This is a genomic window from Novosphingobium bradum, assembly GCF_042646485.1.
GTDB lineage: Bacteria > Pseudomonadota > Alphaproteobacteria > Sphingomonadales > Sphingomonadaceae > Novosphingobium > Novosphingobium bradum.
The window spans coordinates 89,528-108,078 of sequence record NZ_JBHRTQ010000011.1 but is presented as its reverse complement, the minus strand read 5'-3'; the positions used below and the strand labels follow the sequence as shown (position 1 = coordinate 108,078).

At 68.4% G+C, this 18,551-nt stretch carries 17 protein-coding genes; 4 read left to right on the top strand and 13 right to left on the bottom strand.

Annotated features, from left to right (window positions below; translation table 11 throughout):
• Positions 1–236: 236 nt before the first annotated feature.
• Positions 237–2,336, bottom strand: coding sequence for a TonB-dependent receptor (locus tag ACFOD9_RS13615; protein ID WP_379510670.1), 2,100 nt, complete (start codon positions 2,334–2,336; stop codon positions 237–239).
• 153 nt (positions 2,337–2,489) lie between these two features.
• Between ACFOD9_RS13615 and gyrB the strand changes: the two genes are divergently transcribed.
• Positions 2,490–5,036, top strand: coding sequence for a DNA topoisomerase (ATP-hydrolyzing) subunit B (gene gyrB / locus ACFOD9_RS13610; RefSeq protein ID WP_379510669.1), 2,547 nt, complete (start codon positions 2,490–2,492; stop codon positions 5,034–5,036).
• Positions 5,037–5,042: 6 nt separating this feature from the next.
• Here the strand turns inward: gyrB and ACFOD9_RS13605 are convergent, their stop codons facing one another.
• The 3 genes from ACFOD9_RS13605 to lgt all read right to left on the bottom strand — a co-directional run bounded on the left by ACFOD9_RS13605 (position 5,043) and on the right by lgt (position 8,147).
• The gene (locus ACFOD9_RS13605; protein WP_379510668.1) at positions 5,043–6,077 is read right to left on the bottom strand and encodes an oxidoreductase; all 1,035 of its coding nucleotides are present in this window, start codon (positions 6,075–6,077) and stop codon (positions 5,043–5,045) included.
• A 70-nt stretch (positions 6,078–6,147) separates the two neighbouring features.
• Positions 6,148–7,260, bottom strand: a complete 1,113-nt coding sequence (locus ACFOD9_RS13600) for a class I SAM-dependent methyltransferase (RefSeq protein ID WP_379510667.1) — start codon at positions 7,258–7,260, stop codon at positions 6,148–6,150.
• Positions 7,257–8,147, bottom strand: a complete 891-nt coding sequence (lgt, locus tag ACFOD9_RS13595; protein ID WP_379510666.1) for a prolipoprotein diacylglyceryl transferase — start codon at positions 8,145–8,147, stop codon at positions 7,257–7,259. Before lgt ends, ACFOD9_RS13600 begins: the two co-directional genes overlap by 4 nt.
• A gap of 159 nt (positions 8,148–8,306) precedes the next feature.
• On the opposite strand from lgt, the gene ACFOD9_RS13590 reads away from it, so the two are divergent.
• The 3 genes from ACFOD9_RS13590 to ACFOD9_RS13580 all read left to right on the top strand — a co-directional run bounded on the left by ACFOD9_RS13590 (position 8,307) and on the right by ACFOD9_RS13580 (position 12,166).
• Complete coding sequence (locus ACFOD9_RS13590; protein WP_379510665.1) at positions 8,307–11,057, top strand: [protein-PII] uridylyltransferase; 2,751 nt, start codon at positions 8,307–8,309, stop codon at positions 11,055–11,057.
• A gap of 184 nt (positions 11,058–11,241) precedes the next feature.
• Positions 11,242–11,760 (top strand): translation initiation factor IF-3, encoded by a 519-nt coding sequence (infC, locus tag ACFOD9_RS13585; protein ID WP_379510664.1) that lies wholly within the window; start codon positions 11,242–11,244, stop codon positions 11,758–11,760.
• A gap of 115 nt (positions 11,761–11,875) precedes the next feature.
• Positions 11,876–12,166 (top strand): GIY-YIG nuclease family protein, encoded by a 291-nt coding sequence (locus tag ACFOD9_RS13580; protein ID WP_379510663.1) that lies wholly within the window; start codon positions 11,876–11,878, stop codon positions 12,164–12,166.
• A gap of 174 nt (positions 12,167–12,340) precedes the next feature.
• On the opposite strand, the gene ACFOD9_RS13575 is transcribed toward ACFOD9_RS13580, so the two are convergent.
• The 9 genes from ACFOD9_RS13575 to ACFOD9_RS13535 all read right to left on the bottom strand — a co-directional run bounded on the left by ACFOD9_RS13575 (position 12,341) and on the right by ACFOD9_RS13535 (position 18,516).
• Positions 12,341–12,874, bottom strand: coding sequence for a J domain-containing protein (locus ACFOD9_RS13575; protein WP_379510662.1), 534 nt, complete (start codon positions 12,872–12,874; stop codon positions 12,341–12,343).
• Positions 12,875–12,953: 79 nt separating this feature from the next.
• Positions 12,954–13,502: a peptidoglycan-associated lipoprotein Pal gene (gene pal / locus ACFOD9_RS13570; protein WP_379510661.1), complete on the bottom strand. Its 549-nt coding sequence runs from the start codon at positions 13,500–13,502 to the stop codon at positions 12,954–12,956.
• Between the two features lie 57 nt (positions 13,503–13,559).
• A complete protein-coding gene (tolB, locus tag ACFOD9_RS13565) occupies positions 13,560–14,930 on the bottom strand; it encodes a Tol-Pal system beta propeller repeat protein TolB (protein WP_379510660.1) in 1,371 nt (456 codons plus the stop codon).
• On the bottom strand, positions 14,927–15,739 hold the full coding sequence (locus ACFOD9_RS13560) for a hypothetical protein (RefSeq protein ID WP_379510659.1): 813 nt from the start codon (positions 15,737–15,739) through the stop codon (positions 14,927–14,929). The genes tolB and ACFOD9_RS13560 overlap by 4 nt, the downstream gene beginning before the upstream one ends.
• Before the next feature lie 134 nt (positions 15,740–15,873).
• Positions 15,874–16,323 (bottom strand): ExbD/TolR family protein, encoded by a 450-nt coding sequence (locus ACFOD9_RS13555; protein ID WP_379510658.1) that lies wholly within the window; start codon positions 16,321–16,323, stop codon positions 15,874–15,876.
• A gap of 178 nt (positions 16,324–16,501) precedes the next feature.
• Complete coding sequence (gene tolQ, locus ACFOD9_RS13550) at positions 16,502–17,203, bottom strand: protein TolQ (protein WP_379510676.1); 702 nt, start codon at positions 17,201–17,203, stop codon at positions 16,502–16,504.
• Positions 17,204–17,205: 2 nt separating this feature from the next.
• A complete protein-coding gene (locus ACFOD9_RS13545; RefSeq protein ID WP_379510657.1) occupies positions 17,206–17,658 on the bottom strand; it encodes a YbgC/FadM family acyl-CoA thioesterase in 453 nt (150 codons plus the stop codon).
• Positions 17,659–17,818: 160 nt separating this feature from the next.
• Positions 17,819–18,196 (bottom strand): histidine triad nucleotide-binding protein, encoded by a 378-nt coding sequence (locus tag ACFOD9_RS13540; protein ID WP_379510656.1) that lies wholly within the window; start codon positions 18,194–18,196, stop codon positions 17,819–17,821.
• The gene (locus ACFOD9_RS13535) at positions 18,196–18,516 is read right to left on the bottom strand and encodes a phosphoribosyl-ATP diphosphatase (RefSeq protein WP_379510655.1); all 321 of its coding nucleotides are present in this window, start codon (positions 18,514–18,516) and stop codon (positions 18,196–18,198) included. The genes ACFOD9_RS13540 and ACFOD9_RS13535 overlap by 1 nt, the downstream gene beginning before the upstream one ends.
• Between the last annotated feature and the right edge of the window lie 35 nt (positions 18,517–18,551).

Genomic DNA, 18,551 nt, shown 5'->3' with positions numbered 1-18,551 from the left:
CCTCGGACACCTTGAATCAGCCAACAGCCTCCCGCGCAACCTTATTGAGTACGGACCCTAGAGTCGTTTCCACTTACGTGGAATCGGCACCGGCCCGCTCCCCCGCCCGACCACCCATAGGGTACTATCGTTGGGTGGTCGCCCCCCTACCACATGGACATCCCCCGGATGTCCATGTGCAAACGGGCCGGGAGCGGGCCGGTGCCGCATCTGTTTCAGTTTGACTGAAACAGAGTTTAAAGCTCCAGCCGCGCCGTCAGGCGGATGTCGCGCCCGGCCAGCGGGGCGTAGTCCTTCAGGAACGAGGCGTGGCGCCTCGCCGCCACGTCCAGCAGGTTGTTGGCCGAAAGGGTGAAGCTGAGCGGCCGGTCCTCGCCCCAGGGCCGCCACGATGCGCTGGCATTGATCAGGGTATAGGCCGGGGTCGGCGTCTCGTTCGGGGCCACCCGGTGCTGCGCGGTCACCTGCTCCACCTCGGCGCGCAGGTCGAGCTTGCGGCTTTTCGCCTCCAGTCCGCCCAGCAGGCGCAGCGGCGGGATGCGCGGGGCCGGGCCATAGCTGGAAATCGTCGCGCGCACCGCATCGGCCAGGCCATCGGCCGCCAGGGTCCATCCGCCCAGCCGCGCCAGGGTGGCATGGCCTTCCACCTCGAAGCCCAGCCATCGCGCATCGCCCTGCCGGCCCTGGTAGACCGGCAGGCCGTCGATCACCGCGCCGGTCCGCGCATCGTAGATGAAGTTGGCGAACCAGGTGTAATAGGCCGAGGCCTCCAGCCCGAAATCCGCATCGCCGCCCTTGAGGATTGCCTCAAGGCTGGTCGCCCGCTCGATCCCGAAGGCGGGATTGCCGATCTCGAAGGCCTCGGTGCCGGCGTGGGGGCCATTGGCGAACAGTTCCTCCGCCGCCGGGGCGCGCTCGGTGCGCGACAGGTTCAGCCCCAGCCGCCAGCCCGGCCTGACCGCCCACGCCGCCCCGCCCGACAGCGAAACCGTATCGAACCGCCGCGCGCCGGCCGCGAACTGCGGCTGGGCCGGGCCGGGCATGGCGGCAATCCGCGTGTGCTCGAAGCGCGCGCCGGCCTCCAGCTTGAACCCGCCAAGCTCCACCTGCTGGACCGTGAACAGGCCGAAGGCTTGCGTTCCGTTCTTCGGCAGGAAGGCCTCGTCGCCGATCACGTCGAAATCGCGGTTGACGAACTGGGCGCCGCTGGCCCCCTGCCAGCCGCCCCGCCGGGCCTGGGCCACCTCCAGCCGGGCCTCGATTCCCTTGTCGAGGAAGGTGGTGCCCACGCTGCCATCGGGGGCCAGCTCGGAATGGCGATAGTCCGCCCAGGCGGCGCGCAACAGCACGTGGTCGATCGCGCCGCCCGGCTTCACCTCGGCGCGCAGGTCCAGCCGGTCCTGCCTCATGGCAAGGCGCGGCGCTTCCTCGCCATCGCCGGGGCGGGTGGCGAGGCGCACCGGCACGCCATAGAGGCTGTCGCTGTGGGTGTAGCTCGCCCCCAGCATCCCGCGGTCATTGATGTAGGAAAGGCCGCCGCCCGCGGTCCAGGTGCGCGCCGCGGTATTGGGCAGGACGCCGGCCTGGGCCGCGTTCGCCGCATAGGCGATGGCCGGATCGCCCAACCCCGACGCGGCGGTCGCCAACGCCTGGGCGCGCAGGGTGGGTGTCAGCGCGAAGCCGCCGATGGCGAGGTCGTCCGACTTGTCATACGAGCCATCGCCGTGGGCCACGAAACCGCCGCCCAGCGGAACCTCCACCGACCCCGCCGCCGACCGTTCATGCGCCGCCGAGCCATAGCCGGCAACCGCGCCGAGATGGACCGGCTCGGTCGGCAGGCTGGTCGGAATCCGCCGGTCGATCACGTTGACCACCCCCCCGATGGCCGAGGCGCCATAGAGCAGCGATTGCGGCCCGCGCAGCACCTCGATCCGTTCGGCCAGCAACGGATTGACCACGGCGGCATGGTCGGCCGAGGTGTTCGACACGTCGATCGCGCCGATCCCGTCGGTCAGCAGGCGCACCCGCTCGCCCTGCATCCCGCGCAGGACCGGGCGCGAGGCGGTCGGCCCGAACGAGGTGGAGGAAACGCCCGCCGTATGTTCCAGCGTATCGCCGATCGATGGGCGGATCGCCTGGTCCAGCCTGGCCCCCTGGATCACCGCCACGCCCGACAAGGCATCGAGCCGGCTCTGCCGCAAGGCGCCGGTGACGACGATCTCCTGGGGGACATGGTCGTGCGGGTCGGCGCTGCCGTCCGCCGCCGGGTCCGCGAAGATGGGCGCGGCAGCGGCCAGGGCCAGCAGGCTGGAGGCGATGGATGGCAGGCGGCGCATGGGTCTGGTCTCCTGAAGCCCGGGGCGCCTCCTATCGCAGCGCGCAACATGATACAATATTACATATCATTCACGATCCACGGGGCCGCAATCCTGTGGACGGCGCGGGCCATTTCGCTTTCGCCCGCGCGCGCGAGTCCCTATATGCCCGCCATGTCCGAAACTCCTGAAAACACGCCGGCGGCCAACACCCCGAACCAGAACGCCTATGGCGCCGATTCCATCAAGGTCCTCAAGGGGCTGGATGCGGTTCGCAAGCGGCCCGGTATGTACATCGGCGATACCGACGATGGCTCGGGCCTGCACCACATGGTCTTCGAGGTTTCGGACAACGCGATCGACGAGGCGCTCGCCGGCCACTGCGACCTGGTCCTGATCGAGCTCAACCCCGATGGCTCGGTTTCGGTCGAGGACAACGGCCGCGGCATTCCCACCGGCATCCATGCCGAGGAAGGCGTCTCCGCCGCCGAGGTCATCATGACCCAGCTCCACGCCGGCGGGAAGTTCGAGAACACCTCCGACGATAACGCCTACAAGGTTTCGGGCGGCCTCCACGGCGTCGGCGTCTCGGTGGTCAACGCCCTGTCGGAATGGCTCGAACTCACCATCTGGCGCGATGGCGAGGAACACTGGATGAAGTTCGCCCACGGCGATGCGGTGGAATCGCTGCGCGTGGTCGGCCCCGCTCCGGACAACGGCAAGGGCGCCCCCAAGAAGGGCACCCGGGTCACCTTCCTCGCCTCGGACGAGACCTTCAAGAACATCACGGTCTACGATTTCGACAAGCTCGAACACCGCTACCGCGAGCTGGCCTTCCTCAATTCCGGCGTCCGCATCCTCCTGCGCGACAGGCGCGGCGAGGAGGTGAAGGAGCATGACCTCTATTACGAGGGCGGGATCGCCGCCTTCGTGAAGTGGCTCGATCGCAACAAGCAGGCGCTGCTCCCCGATCCGATCGCGATCAGCGCCCAGCGCGATGGCATCGGCATCGATGTCGCGCTGGAATGGAACGATTCGTACTACGAAAACGTCCTGTGCTTCACCAACAACATCCCCCAGCGCGATGGCGGCACCCACCTTGCCGCCTTCCGCGCCGCGCTGACCCGCACCTTGAACAACTATGCCGAGAAATCGGGCCTGCTGAAGAAGGAAAAGGTCAGCCTCACCGGCGACGATATGCGCGAGGGGCTCACCGCGATCGTCTCGGTCAAGCTGCCGGACCCGAAGTTCTCCAGCCAGACCAAGGACAAGCTGGTTTCCTCCGAAGTGCGCCAGCCGCTCGAAAGCCTGATGGGCGACAAGATGACCGAGTGGCTCGAGGAAAACCCCGCCTATGCCAAGGCGGTGATCGGCAAGATCATCGATGCCGCCGCCGCCCGCGAGGCCGCCCGCAGGGCGCGCGAACTCACCCGCCGCAAGGGCGCAATGGATATCGCCTCGCTGCCCGGCAAGCTGGCCGATTGCCAGGAGCGCGATCCCTCGAAGTGCGAACTGTTCCTGGTCGAGGGTGATTCGGCCGGCGGCTCGGCCAAGCAGGGCCGTGACCGGCATTATCAGGCGATCCTGCCCTTGAAGGGCAAGATCCTGAATGTGGAGCGCGCCCGGTTTGACCGGATCATCAGCTCCAAGGAAGTCGGCACGCTGATCCAGGCCATGGGCACCGGCATCCGCGACGAGTTCAACCTCGACAAGCTGCGCTACCACAAGATCGTCATCATGACCGACGCCGACGTCGACGGCGCGCATATCCGCACCCTGCTGCTCACCTTCTTCCACCGGCAGATGCCCGATATCATCCGCGCCGGGCACCTCTTCATAGCCCAGCCGCCGCTCTACAAGGTGACCCGGGGCCGCTCGGAGGTCTATCTCAAGGACAACCACGCGCTCGATCGCTACCTGGTCGAGGCCGGTCTCGCCGGGCGGGTGCTGGAAACCAGCGGCGGCCAGCGTGGCGGCGCCGAACTGGAAGGCCTGGTCGAGCACGCCCTGCGCCTGCGCTCGCTGATGGGCTTCGTGCCGCGCCGCTATGATCCCGCGGTGATCGAGGCCTTGGCCATGGGCGGGGTGTTCAACCCCGATCTCGATCGCTCCGGCCGCGAGGCCGCGCTCGCCCGCTCGGTCCTCTGGCTCGACAATGGCGACCGCGATGCCCGCTGGTCGGCGGAACTCACCGGCGAGGGCGGGGTGCTCGTCAAGCGCCTGTGGCGCGGGGTGACCGACGCCTACCCGATCGAGCCGAGCTTCCTGGCCAGCGCCGAGGCGCGCAAGCTGGCCCGCCTCGCGGTGGAGAACGTCGAAGTCTATGCCGAGCCGGTCCGCCTGGTGAAGGGCGGCGCCGCCGCCGAAGCGCCCGAACCGGAAGCCGAAACCGCCGACGACGAGGCTGGGGACCAGCCCTCCGCCCCCCGCGCCGCCGCCCCGCGCGACCAGATCACCCGCCCCTCCGAGCTGCTCGAAGCGGTCTTCGCCGCCGGCCGCAAGGGGCTGGCCATCGCCCGTTACAAGGGTCTGGGCGAGATGAACGCGGAACAGCTCTGGGAAACCACGCTCGATCCCGACAACCGCGCCCTGCTCCAGGTCAAGGTGGAAGATGCCGACGTGACCGACGAGATCTTCACCCGCCTGATGGGCGACGTGGTCGAACCGCGCCGCGAATTCATCCAGGAAAACGCGCTCAACGTGGCCAATCTCGACGTCTGACCTCGCTCAGTCCCACCACTCCGGCACGATCGCACGGCCTGAACGGGCCGAGCGGTAGGAGGCATCCAGCACGGCCTGAACGGCCAGCATCTCGCCCAGCCTGTTGGGCGCCTGGCCCGTGCCCGCCAGCGCGGCCGCCAGGTGCCGGTAAAACTGCTCCTGGCACCCGCGCCGCGCCGGCCGCTCGCTACGCCGGCCGGCGGCATCGATCAGGACCAGCGGGTCGGTATCCTCGCCAAAGCCCGGATCGCCCGGAACCATGCCGGCGGCCAACTGGGCCTCCTGCGGATCGGACCGCGCCTTGACCAGCGATCCAAGGGTGCCGTGAACCACCATCCGGGGCGCGGCCGCGGCGGCCAGCATCGATGCCTGCAACACGGCGCGCCGGCCGGGATACTGCAGCACAACCTGGGCAAAATCCTCGACGCGCCCGCCGGGGCGCAAAACGGCCAGATCGGCGAGCACGGTATCGGGACGGCCGAGCAGGACCAGCGCCTGGTCGATCAGGTGCGGCCCGATGTCGAGCCACAGGCCCGAGCCCGGGCTGCCATCCTCGCGCCAGCGCGCCCGCACCTCGGGGCGATATCGGTCGATCGTCGACTGGAACTGCACCACCTCGCCCACGGCGCCCTCGGCCAACACCTCCCGAACCGTCTGGAAATCGCTGTCCCAGCGGCGGTTCTGGAACGTCAGCAGCAGCCGGTCGCGCTCGCGCGCCAGCGCCGCCAGCGGCCGCGCCTCGGCGAGCGAGAGCGCCAGCGGCTTATCGACGACCACGTGCCGGCCCGCCTCCAGCGCCGCCGTGGCCAGGGGGGCATGGGTCGCATTAGGGGTGGCCAGCACCACCACGTCAAGCGATGCATCCGCGATCAGGGCCGCCGCATCGGGGTACACGTGCAGTCCGGGCAGGGCCGCGCCAACGGCATCGGCCCGCGAGGACGCCACCGCCGCGAGCTCAAGCCCCGCCACGGCACGGATCAGCGGCGCGTGGAACACGCGCGCCGCCATGCCGAATCCGATGATTCCAACCCTGAATGCCATGCGCCAGCCGCTCCGGTGCCTGTGCCTGCGCCCCGTCCTCCGGCCACCCGATGCCGAAACCGGGCAGCCGCTATTCCACCTCGACCCCGGCCGCCGGGCCGGCAAAAGCCTCGCCCTCGGCCCAGTTCGGCGCGGCCAGGCCCATCACCTTGAACAGCGTGCCCATCTGCTCGGGCGCGCAGAGGCGTTCCTTGGCGGCCCACAGCGCGGCGGCGTGTTGCGGCGCCAGTTCGCCCAGCGCCCGGGCGCGGGCATCGGCGCCCAGCGCCTTCAGCCATTGCCCCTGCCCCAAGGTGCCCAGCCAGCGCGCGCCGTGGTGCTGGGCGATTCCGGCCAGGGTGGCAAAATCGACCAGCGCGGACAGATCGGCCTCGCCCGGGTTCTCGAACGGATCGACCTTTTCGTGCGCCTTCACCGCCTGGAATGTCGAGCCGTCGCGCACCTCGGTGTAGCCATAGTCCACCAGCAGGGCCGCGCCGCCTTGCGTGCACAGGCGCCGCGCGATCTCGCTCACCACGGCGGCCGCCCCGGGGCAGGTCTCGATGATCGTGCCCACGGCAGCCTCGCGCCGATCCTCGGGGACGGCGGCCTCCATCGGCAGGTGGCCGGCCACGGGCAGGAAGCGGTCCTGGTAGAAACCCACCATCCGTTCGCGCCAGCCGGTTTCCATCCGCACCAGCTGGCGCACCGGCAAGGCATCGAGGAATTCGTTGCCAACCAGCAGGATTGGCCCGGTCTGCGGCACGGTGGAGAGATCATCGTGCCACTGCGCCTGGGGCACCGCATCAAGCTGGATCGCCTTCAGGGCCACCGAGGTTTCCACGAAGTGGACCTTGGGCGCGAGGCCAAAGCGCGCCATCGTCCGCAGCACGTCGCGCGCCAAGGTGCCGCGCCCCGGCCCCAGCTCGACATAGTGAACCGTCTCGGCCCGGCCCGAACGCAGCCAGATGTCGGTCAGCCACAGGCCGATCAGCTCGCCGAAGATCTGGCTGATCTCGGGCGCGGTGATGAAATCGCCGGCGCTGCCCAGCGGATCGCGGCTCGCATAGTAGCGGGCATTGGCCTCGCCCATGAACTGGGTGAGGCTGATCGGCCCGTGATGGTGGATGAGGCGCGCGAAGACCTGGGTCAGCGGCTCCAGCTCAGGCCCCTTGAGATCCTGCTTCTTGCGGCCGAACTTCACGGGGCCACAGCCTCCACCGCGCCGCGCGATCCCTCGCCCAGCGCCGGCCGGACCAGCGCCCGCGCCACCAGGGCCGCGCCCAGCAGGATCATCGGCACGGTCAGCCACTGGCCCATCGAAAGCCCGGTCCGCAGGGCGAAATCCTGCAACTGGGCGTCAGGCTCGCGGAAATATTCCACCGTGAAGCGCGCGCAGCCATAGCCAGCGACGAAGACCCCGGTGAGCAGGCCGGGGCGGAACCGCGCCCGCGTCTTCCAGAACAACACCATCAGCACCACCAGCAGGACCAGCCCCTCCAGCCCGGCCTCGTAGAGCTGGCTCGGGTGTCGCGGCAGCGGCCCGCCATCGGGGAAGACCATGGCCCAGGGCACCTGCGCGGTGGCCACCCGGCCCCACAGCTCGCCATTCACGAAGTTCGCCAGCCGGCCGAAGAACAGGCCGAAGGGCACGGCCACGGCCACCCAGTCGCACACGCGCAGGAAGTTCAGGCCGCCGCGCGCAGCCACCCAGGCCATGGCCAGGGTGCAGCCGATCAGCCCGCCATGGAAGCTCATGCCGCCCTGCCACAGCTTGGCCATCTCGGCCGGATCGGCCCACAATTGCGGGGCATAGAACGTGGCATAGCCCAGCCGCCCGCCCAGGATCACGCCCAGCGTGCAGTAGAAGAACAGGTCGTCGGCATGGCGCTGGGCCATCGGCGCGCCGGCCAGCTTCAGGGTCTTCGACACGTGCCAGTAGGCCAGCACGATCCCGGCCAGATAGGCCAGGCTATACCAGCGCAGGGTGAAGAACCCGAGGTCGATCCCCCGGGTCAGGCCAAGGTCCAGCCACTGGAGCGGCGCGTGCGCGCCAATCCCCTGGGCGGCGGCAGCAAGAATGGCAATCACCCGGCTCTATCCTCATGCGATGGCTTGTGTGGCAGCGGTTCTGGCACAGCCGGGGCGCGGAGGGAACCTGCGGCCGCGCGAAACCCACCTTCCCCCTGTCCTTCGCCGCCCAAGCTGCTAGCCTCCGGCGGTGAAGCCCGCGTTTTTCGAGTACCAGCCTTGACCGTCATCCGCATCGCCAACCAGCGCGCGATCATCGAACGCCGCAGCCTTGCCGCGGCCATTGCCGACCTGGTGGCCGAACATGGCCCCGAGCGATCGCGGCTGCGCGTGGTCGAATTGCTGCGCGGCGCGCTCGATGCCGGCCGCGCCGAGATTGCCCGGCGCCTGGCGGAAAAGCCGGGGGCCGGCGCGGAATGCGCCGCCGCCCAGGCCTTCCTGGTCGATCAACTCGTGCGCCTGATCCACGATCACGTGGTGGGCAATGTCTATCGCGCCTCCAACCGCTCCACCGGCGAGCGCATCGCGATCCTCGCGGTCGGCGGCTACGGGCGGGGCGAAATGGCGCCCCATTCCGACGTGGATATCGCCTTCGTCACCCCGATCAGGCAGACCCCGTGGTGCGAGCAGGTGATCGAGGCCATGCTCTATTTCCTGTGGGACCTGGGGCTGAAGGTCGGCCAGTCCAGCCGCTCGCTCGACGAGATGGTGCGGATGGCCCGTTCCGATCTCACCATCCGTACCGCGCTGCTGGAAGGCCGCTACGTCTGGGGCGACCAGGATTTGTACGACGAATGCTCACGCCGCTTCTGGGCCGAGGTCGTCCAGGGGACCGAACGCCAGTTCGTCGCGGAAAAGCTGGCCGAACGCAACGATCGCCACAAGCGCCTGGGCGACAGCCGCTATGTCGTCGAACCCAATGTCAAGGAAGGCAAGGGCGGCCTGCGCGACCTGCACACGCTCTACTGGATCGGCAAATATATCCACCACGTGCGCGATGCCAGCGAACTGGTGAACGTGGGCCTGCTCACCCCCAGCGAATACCGCGCCTTCCGCAAGGCCGAAAACTTCTTCTGGGCGGTGCGCTGCCACCTCCACACCATAACCCGCCGCGCCGAGGACCGGCTGACCTTCGATCTCCAACGCGAAGTCGCCGCGCGGATGCAGTTCTCCGACCGCCCCGGCAAGAGCGCGGTCGAGCGGTTCATGCAGTACTTCTTCCTCCAGGCCAAACGCGTGGGCCACCTCACCGGCGTGTTCCTTGCCCAGCTTGACGAACAGTTCGCCAGGAAGGCTCCGCGCGGCCTGCTCGCCGGGTTCCGCAGCCGGGCGCGGATGGTCAAGGGCTACAAGGTGTTCGGCGGCAAGATCAACGTACCCTCGGACGACTGGTTCAGCCAGGACCCGGTCCGCCTGATCGAGATCTTCGCCCTGGCCGACGAGCACCGGCTGGAAGTCCACCCCGAAGCCATGCGGCTGGCGGCGCGCGATGCCCGGCTGATCGATGGCGCGGTCCGCAAGAACCCGCGCGCCAATGCCCTGTTCCTCGATATCCTGACCAGTCGCCACGATCCCGAAGGCACCCTGCGCGGCTTCAACGAGGCCGGGGTGTTCGGACGGTTCGTTCCCGATTTCGGCCGGGTCAACGCGCAGATGCAGTTCGATATGTACCACCACTACACGGTGGACGAGCACACCATCCGCGCCATCGGCCTGCTCTCGCGGATCGAGAAGGGCGATCTTTCCGGCGATCATCCGCTCGCCACCCAGCTGGTCGGCAAGATCCATTCGCGCCGCGCGCTCTACATGGCCGTGCTGCTCCACGATATTGCCAAGGGCCGGCGCGGCGATCATTCGGTGCTGGGCGCGGAAGTGGCCCGCCGCCTCTGCCCCCGGCTCGGCCTCGATGAAAGCGAGACCGAAACGGTCGCCTGGCTGGTCCGCACCCACCTGACGATGAGCGCCACGGCCTTCAAGCGCGACCTCGCCGACTGGAAGACCATCACCGATTTCGTCGCGGTCGTGCAATCGCTCGATCGGCTGCGCTCGCTCACCCTGCTGACCATCGTCGATATCCGCGCGGTCGGCCCGGGGGTGTGGAATTCGTGGAAGCGCCAGCTCATCGCCGAACTGTTCGACCAGACCGAGGAACGCCTGCGGCTTGGCCATGCCCAGCACGGGCGCGAACAGCGCGTGGCGGCCAAGAAGGCGGCTGTCGCCGCGCGGATGAAGAAGCAGGGCAAGCTGGTGGAAACGGTCGGCAGCCAGCTGGCCGATGCCTACTGGATCGCCGAGCCGGAAGACATCATCGCGCTCAACCTCGTCCAGCTGGATACGGCCAAGGGCGCGCCGCTCGATGTCGCCACCCATTTCTATGCCGCGCGAGGCGCCACGCTGGTCACGGTCATCGCGGCGGACCATCCCGGCCTGTTCTACCGCATCGCCGGGGGCATCCACCTGGCCGGCGGCAACATCATCGATGCCCGCATCCACACCGCGAAAAACGGCACCGCGGTCGACAATTTCCTCGTCCAGGACCCGCTCGGGCGCCCCTTTGGCGAGGAAGTCCAGCTGGCCCGGCTGAAAACCGCGATCGCCGATGCCCTGGCCAACCGGGTCAAGCTGGTTCCCCAGCTTGCCGCGCGCCCGCTTGCCCGCCCGCGCGCCGAGGCCTTCACCGTGCGCCCGCGGGTGGAATTCGACAATGCCGCCTCGAACCGCTTCACCGTGATCGAGGTCAACGCCCGCGATCGCCCGGCCCTGCTCAACCGCCTCGCCCGCGCCCTGTTCGAAAGCCGCCTGATCGTCCACTCGGCCCACATCGCCACCTATGGCGAACGCGCGGCCGATACCTTCTACGTCACCGACCTCCTGGGCGAGAAGGTCGATGGACCGGCCCGGCTCAAGGACGTGGAGCAGCACCTGCTCGAAGCCGCCGGCGAACAGACCGTGGAAGTGGAAGCGGTATAAGGCCCATCGCGGGGGCTCCCCGCCCCCCACTGCGCCATTTGCGCCACGCCGGAACGCCGCGTCTCGCCACCCCGATATTCCCCGCTTCCCGTCGGGCGCGATTCGCTTTAAGGGCGGGGCGCGCAAGCGCAGCTTTTCAACGGTCACAGGAGAACCCACAATAGCCCCCCCACCCCGGCGCTCGATGCAGCCCCCCGTCAAGAGCGGGCCTCGCTTCAACAATCTCATCCAGTCGGACAAGGTCCGCGTCATCGATGAGAACGGAGAGAACCTCGGCGTGATGTACACGCGCGAGGCAATCGAGCAGGCTGCAGAAGTCGGCCTCGATCTGGTCGAAGTCTCGCCCAACGCCGATCCGCCGGTCTGCAAGTTCCTCGACGTGGGCAAGTTCCGCTACGAGGCGCAGAAGAAGGCCAACCTCGCCCGCAAGACCCAGAAGACGCAGGAGATCAAGGAGATCAAGATGCGTCCGAACATCGACGATCATGATTATGATACGAAGATGAAGGCCATGCACAAGTTCATCGGCGAGGGTGACAAGGTGAAGGTGACCCTGCGCTTCCGCGGCCGTGAACTGTCGCACCAGCAGCTCGGCATGAACCTCCTGCGCCGCGTACAGGAAGACATCGCCGAGGTGGCCAAGGTCGAAGCCTATCCGCGCATGGAAGGCCGCCAGATGCTGATGGTCGTCTCGCCCAAGTAAGGCGCGGGCAATCAGCCTGGGCTAACGTGAGAGGCGCTCCCGTGGGGGCGCCTTTTGCGTTTCACCAACATCGTCCCGGGCTTGACCCGGGGCCGCAGCCAGCCAAACTGCCCCCATGCGCCAGGGCGGTTACACCTACATCATGACCAACCGCGCCCACGGCGTACTCTATATTGGCGTAACGGCCGATCTCCACCAGCGCATCGCGCTCCACCGGTCGGGCAAGGGATCGACATTCTGCCGCCGATACGGCCTCGACCGGCTGGTGCTCGTCGAACCCCACGAATCGATCGACCAGGCAATCGCTCGGGAAAAGCAGCTCAAGAACTGGCAGCGCGCCTGGAAGATCGAATTGATCGAGGCGGCCAATCCGGAATGGACAGACCTGGCTGAATTCATCGCCTGATTGCGTCGTCCCGGGCTCGACCCGGGACCGGTGCCTGTCTTCAGGTGGTGGCTAACGTCGGAGCCGGGCTCGTAGCTTCGCAACCGGCAGCGGTCCCGGATCAAGTCCGGGACGACGAATGCCGCGAACATCGCCCCCGGCCTGCCCCGGGGCCGCTGCCCGCGACGCAGGCCGTCAGCCCTTCCACTCCCGCCGTTCCTCGGCCATCCGCAACACCTCGTAGCTGACCTGGAGCTTGCGAAACTCTTCCGCCGCCGCCGCGTCGCCGGGCTTGAGGTCGGGGTGGACTTCCTTGGCCCGCGCCCGCCAGGCCTTCTTCACCGCCTCGAAATCGGCGTCCGGGTCCAGCCCCAGCGTGTCGAGAGCCTTCAGCTCGTCGCGGCTGCGGCTGCCATCGCCCGAGCCGCCCCAGCCATAGTGGGCCGCTTCCTTGTAGCCGGAATTGTCCGACCGCTCGCGCTCCTCGCGCTGGGCCGCTTCCTCGGCGGACAGGCCTTCGAAGTAGTTCCAGCCAGAATTGTATTCGGCCGCATGGGCCTGGCAGAAATACCAGCGCTCCGGACTGTTGGGGCTTTTCGGCGCCGGGCAATCGCCCTTTTCGTGGCAGCCGGCGCGGTCGCACATCCGCACCGGCTCGGCCGCGCTGCCGCTGCCATATCCGCGCCAGCGCGGGAAACCCCAGTCATTGTTGCGGCGGGCCTTGGTCATCGCTGCCAGATATGGACTTCAACCGATTCCGGCAAGCGCGCCGGCCGCCCCCTCCCCGAGGGGGGAGGGGAACGCCCGATCAATCAACCGTGACGGTCACCGCGCGGCGATTCCTGGCCCAGCTCGCCTCGTCCGAACCCAGCGCCACCGGGCGCTCCTTGCCATAGGAAATGGTGGTCAGCCGGCTGGCGTCCACCCCCAGGCTGGCGAGATAGTTCTTGGCGGCATTGGCCCGGCGCTCACCCAGGGCGAGGTTGTATTCGCGGGTGCCGCGCTCGTCGCAGTGGCCCTCGATCGTCGCGCGCTTGCCGGGATAGCGGGCCAGCCACTGGGCCTGGGCGCGCAGGGCGGCGGCATCGGCCTGGTCGATGTCGAACTTGTCGGTATCGAACAGAATCGTGTCCTGGCCCATCAGCTGGGCGGCGAAATCGGCCTGGCTGCCGGGCGCGGGGGTCGACACGGTCGAGGCGGCGGGCGCCTCGCTCACCGTGGTCGGCTGGGGGGCGGGCGGCAGGGCCGGTGGAGCCTTCTGGGTGCAGCCAGCCAAGGCCAGCGACCCGGCGAGGCTGGCGGCAAGCACAAGCGTTCCGGCCTTCAGCCCGGCCTTGAATTCGGTGACTTGCGGCATCTGTCGTCTCCTTCGCGTCGGTTCGTCATCGTGCGGCCGCCCTGTGGGCCGAAATCCTTACTGCTGCACCGGCCCCCAGGCGGGGTCCGAGGCATCGACCGGGGTCGGCAGCTTGCGCTCGTTGCGCCCGGTAAGGTCCACCTGCCAGATCCCGGTCCGCCCGCTGCCCTTCTCGGTGCGGAAGAACTGGATGATCCGGCCATTGGGCGACCAGGTCGGCGCCTCGTCCTGCCAGCTATCGGTCAGGCTTCGCATATTACCACCAGTGGGTGACATTACGGCAATACGAAAATTGCCGGCGATATGGGTGAAGGCGATCTGGTCGCCGCGCGGGCTCCATTCCGGAGTAGCGGCGCGGCCACCGAAAAAGCTGATGCGCTTCTGGTCAGACCCGTCGGCGTTCATCACATAGACCTGCTGCGCGCCCGAACGATCGCTTTCGAACACGATCCGGCTGCCATCGGGCGAGAACGATCCGCCGATGTTGATCCCGGGCGTATTGGTCAGCCGCTGCGGGGTGCCGCCACCGGCCGAGGAGATCCTGTAGATGTCGGTATTGCCGCCCTGGGCCATCGAATAGAGGATCCACTTGCCATCGGGCGACCAGCGCGGGGCGAAGGTGGGGTTCCGGCTCTGGGTGATCAGGCGCTGCTTGTTGGTGGCCAGATCATAGACGTAGATCCGGGGGAAGCCGTTGAAATAGCTCAGATACAGGATCGACTTGTAGTCCGGCGCATAGCGCGGGGTCAGCGCGATCGCCTGGCCGGTGGTGATGTAGCGGTGGTTGGCGCCATCGGAATCCATGATCGCCAGCCGCTTCATCCGGTGATCCTTCGGACCCGTCTCGGCGATATAGGCGATCTTGCTGTCGAAGAACGGGCTTTCCCCCGAAAGCCGCGAATAGACAAGGTCCGCGCACTTGTGCGCCGCCCGCCGCCACTCGCCCGGGCCAACCTGCCAGCCGCCCTTCACCAGTTGCTGGCGCAGCTGCACGTCATAGAGATAGCAGCCCACGGTCAGCGTGCCGTCGGCATTGCCGCGCACATAGCCGTGCACCAGCATTTCCGCGCCCCGGCCCGACCACACCCCGAAATCGGGCGCCATCACCTGGCCGAAGCCGGGCTGGGGCAGCGAATCGGGGCCGGTCGGCTTGAACAGGCCGTTGTTGCGAAGGTCCGCCGTGATCACGCCCGCCACCGCGCGGCCCAGCGCGGCGGTGGAGCCGGCGCTGGCCTCGGTCGGCACGTCGCGGTCGGTCGGGAAGGTCGGGATGGCGATGCCCAGGTCCTGCCAGGGGGTCTCGTCGGAGACCGATCCGGTCAGCCCTTCGGCGGGCGGCGCGGCGGCAGCGGGAACGGGAGGCGCCGGCTGGGCGGCCAGCGCGGCAGCCAGCGGCAGGGCGAGAAGGGCAAGGTAGGGCAGTTTCATTGCGACAACTTCCTGTCGAACCGGAACGAGGCGACGTGCCTCCACGCGGGATAGAGATCGGCGGGCAACTGGAACGGCGCGGCCAGCCGCACCGCCCGGATCGCCTGTTCGGCATGGCGCTGGGCCTGGGCACGGTTGGCGTCGGTGATGCCGGATTGGCCGACCACACGCGGACTGCCGGCCAGGGTGCCATCGGGGTTCATGTCCCAGGCCAGCACGGTCACCAGCTGGTCGATATCAACCCCCTGCGGCGCCACCCAGTTGGGCTTCAATTGCCGGGTGATCGCGCCCGACAGCGCTGCCTTCACGCCTGCCCCCAAGGCTTGCGCCGGCGGCGCCTTGGCGGCGGCACCCGGCGTGGTTCCGCCGGCCACGCCCTTGAGGAAATCGGCGCCGAGCCGGCTGCCGCCGCCGGCGGGCGCGGCCTTGGGCGGCGCGGGCCGGGGCGCGGGCTGAGTGATGGCCCTGGGCGCCGGTTTGGGAAGCGGCTGCGGCGCCACCTTGGCCACCGGCTGGGGAACCGGCGCGGGACTGGCCACCGACGAAGGCACCGGCGCGGGTTCGGGTGCCAGCACCGGAGCCACCGCCGGGGCGGCCTCGGCCTTCGGTTCGGGCGAGGTGGAGCGTTCGGCCACCTCGTCCGAAATAGTCACGGTCATCCGTTCGGGCACCGGCAGCGGCGCGGGTGCCGGCGGATTGAGCATCAGCCAGGCGACCAGCGCGACGTGGGCGGCAATCGCCACCACCAGCCCGGCCTTCTCCTCCGGGCGCAGGCCGTGATCGGGAGCGAGTGCAGCCACGCTACTCACCACAAGTTCCCGTCACCCCGGGCTTGACCCGGGGTTCGGCTTCCTTCCGCCCCGTCGCCAAGGCAGCCCGGCCCCGGATCAAGTCCGGGGCGACGAGGGATGGAAAAGGCGCGGAATGGGCCATCATGCCTGAGCTATGGCGCCTGAACTGAACCGTTGGTGACCAGCGAGATGGAATTGAAGCCCGCATGGTTCAATTCGCCCATCACCGCCATCACCGCGCCATAGGGCAGCGCCCGGTCGGCCCGCAGGGTCACCAGCGGGGGCTTGCCATCGGCGCCCGGCGCGATCCCCGCCAGCCGCTGGCCCAATTCGCCCGGCGCCACCTCGGCCTGATCCACATAGGTCTTGCCATCGCTGGTCATCGAGATGGTCACCTGTTTCGGCTCCTGCGCCAGCGCCTTGGCGCGGCTGTCGGGCAGTTCCACCGGCACGCCGGCGGTCAGCAGCGGCGCGGTCACCATGAAGATGATCAGCAAGACCAGCATCACGTCGACCAGCGGGGTCACGTTGATCTCGGCCATGGCCCCGCGCTTGCCGCGCCGGCCCCGGCGCGAGGCGCCGGAAGACAGGTTCATGGCCATCAGTCGAGTCCTTGCTTTGTGCGCCTTCGACATCCGTCGAAGGCTTGCGGCACCGGCCCACTTCCCCGGCCCGACCACCCGACAGGATACACTGAACGGGTGGTCGGGCCGGGGGAGTGGGCCGGTGCCGCAAAGGAAAAGCCGGATGGCTTTTCCGCACTCGTCAAACGAATCCCCATCATTCCGCCTCCAGCTCGCGGCTCAAGGTGGTGTGGAAGCGATCGGCAAAGCGCTGGAGCCGCGCCTCGAAGCCATTCACCGCACCCGAAAAGCGGTTGTAGGCGATCACCGCCGGGATGGCCGCGAACAGGCCGATGGCCGTGGCGAACAGGGCTTCCGAAATCCCCGGCGCCACCACCGCAAGCGAGGAGTTCTGCTGCTGCCCGATCTGGAAGAACGAATTCATGATGCCCCACACGGTCCCGAACAGGCCGATAAAGGGCGCGGCCGAACCCACCGTGGCGAGGAAATTCAGCCGCTCGCCCAGGGCATCGCTTTCCTGCTCCACCACCGAACCCATCACCGCCGCCAGCCGCTGGCGTGCGCCCTCGCGGTCCAGCCCCTTGGCCGCCAGGCTGCGCCGCCGCTCGGCCAGGCCCGCTGCCGCCACCCGCGCCAGCGGCGCATCGCCGCGCGTGGCCTGGCCGTGATAGGCCTCAATGTCCTGGGCCTGCCAGAACCCCTGCTCATAGGCCGCATCGGCCCGCTTCACCGCGCCCATCCGCACCGAGAACGAAACCACGATGGTCCACACCCACACGCTGGCCAGCAGCAGGCCCAGCATGACCAGCTGCACCACGATATCGGCATCGAGGAACAGCTTCACCGGATTGAGGTGGGCCGGCGCGCCAGCGCTGGCGGCAAGGATGGTCAGGGTCAGGGTCATGGGGTTTCCGTCTGGACTATGCGATGAAAGGCGGCGCGCCAGGCGGCGGGCTGGCGGCGGGGGCGGCCATCAGGGCCGATGAAGCCCACCCGCACCCGCGCCTCGGCCAATAGCGTGTCGCCGCGCCAGGCGCGCTGGACCAGCCGGCACGAGGCCGCGCCGACCTCTGTGGCCAGGGTCTCGATCGCCACCGCGTCGTCCAGCCGCGCCGGGGCAAGATAGCGGATCGCCAGCTCGGAAACGGCGTAGGTGCCTTCCCCGCTTTCCTGCGCCGCGCGCTGGTCGATCCCGAGCAGCCGCACCAGGTCGGACCGCGCCCGCTCGAACCATTTGAGGTAGTTGGCGTGATAGACCGCGCCTGAAAGATCGGTGTCCTCATACCATGCGCGCACCGCGAAGCGATGCACCGGGCCATCGATCAGGCCTTCCGGGGGGGCGGGAAGGGTCATACCGGCCCGTATTAACCGGCGCGCGACTCGCAGGGCAAGGCACCTGACCGGAAATATGATCCGCTCGTCCCGGCAGCGAGTCGGTTGGTCGGGTGCGGAAAGGCCATACGGCCTTTCCCGCGCGGCCAATAAACAGTGATCTGCGAGCCCCGCTCGCGGATTACTGGCTCACCATCGCGTAGAACTGGCGCCCGCCGAACAGGTGGACATGAAGATGCGGCACTTCCTGGTGGCCGTGCTGGCCCACGTTGGCCAGCATCCGGTAGCCCGGTTCGACCAGCCCTTCGGCCCGCGCCACGGCGCCCACCGCGCGCACGAACCCGGCAATCTCGTCATCCTCGGCCCGGGCCGAAAAATCGTCCCAGCTCACCCAGCGGCCCTTGGGAATCACCAGCACGTGGACCGGCGCCTGCGGATTGATGTCGTGGAAGGCCAGCGCGAACTCGTCCTCGTAGACCTTGCGGCAGGGAATCTCCCCCCGCAGGATCTTCGCGAAAATGTTGCTATCGTCGTAGGGGGCTTTGGGATCGATCGGCATCAGTCGGTCTTTCTCGCGGCTTTCTCGGCAATGCCCGAAGTGCCCTCGCGCCGATCCAGCTCGGCCAGCACCTCAGCGAGGGCGACATCCTTCGCGCCCAGCAGGACCAGCAGGTGGAACAGGAGGTCGGCCGCCTCGCCGACCAGTTCCTGGCGGTCACCCGTCAGGGCGGCGATCACCGTCTCGGTCGCCTCCTCGCCCACCTTCTGGGCGATCTTGGCCACGCCCCTGGCGTTCAATTTGGCGACATAGGAGGTGGACGGATCGGCGCTGCGCCGCTCCGCGATTACAGCTTCCAGCCGGGACAGTGCGTCACTCATGCAGATGCGATGCAGCGGCGTTGCAGATCGGTCAA